Annotated in this window: 1 protein-coding gene; it reads right to left on the bottom strand. The window is 60.3% G+C overall.

The features are described from left to right. Positions 1 to 19: 19 nt before the first annotated feature. Positions 20 to 777, bottom strand: a protein-coding gene (locus J4G32_RS20640; protein ID WP_210497488.1) for an IS5 family transposase whose coding sequence is annotated in 2 segments (ribosomal slippage) — positions 20 to 453 and positions 453 to 777 — 759 coding nt in all. Because the reading frame shifts where the segments join, the coding sequence is not laid out codon by codon here. Positions 778 to 841: the final 64 nt, after the last annotated feature.

The following is an 841-nucleotide window of genomic DNA, read 5'->3' as shown; positions in this document are numbered from 1 at the left end:
TAGGGTCAGGACTCATTGGCTATAGCCAGAAGATGACGGTGGCGGCGAGGGCGATGGCTGAGAAGAAGACCGTCGGGCATCGATCGTAGCGTGTAGCGACACGACGCCAGTCCTTCAGGCGTCCGAACATGATCTCGATGCGGCTACGGCTTTTGTAGCGGCGCTTGTCGTATTTGATGGGTGCGAGCCGGGACTTCCGACCTGGGATGCATGGCTGAATGCCCTTGGCCTGCAAGGCATCCCGGAACCAGTCGGCGTCGTAGCCACGGTCGCCCAGGAGCCATTGCGCCTTTGGCAGATCTTCGAGCAGCGCCGCAGCGCCGGTGTAATCGCTGACCTGGCCAGCGGTCATGAAGAAGCTGAGAGGCCGACCGTTGGCATCGGTGACGGCATGAAGCTTCGTGTTCATGCCGCCTCTGGTGCGGCCGATCAGCCGCCCGAGACCCCCTTTTTAACCCGCAGGCTCGATGCCGTGCGGTGTGCCTTCAGATAGGTCGCGTCGATCATCACCGTCTTGGGCTCAGCGCCTGCGGCGGCCAGCCCCTCCATGATGCGGAGGAAGACACCCATCTTACCCCACCGCTTCCACCGGTTGTAAAGTGTCTTGTGCGGACCATAATCCTTCGGCGCATCGCGCCATCGCAGCCCATTGCGATTCACAAAAACGATGCCGCTCAACACCTGCCGATCATCGACCCTTGGCCTGCCATGGCTCTTGGGGAAATACGGCTGAAGCCGTGCCATCTGCTCGTCCGTCAGCCAGTAAAGGTCGCTCATGCTCAGTCTCCTTGCGGAACCTGAATCAGATCGAGCATCTTAAATCAATGGGTCCTGACCCTAG

It is taken from the genome of Microvirga antarctica, from assembly GCF_017921815.1.
GTDB lineage: Bacteria > Pseudomonadota > Alphaproteobacteria > Rhizobiales > Beijerinckiaceae > Microvirga > Microvirga antarctica.
Note: the sequence above shows the minus strand (reverse complement) of the source record. Positions and strands in the feature narration are given on the sequence as shown.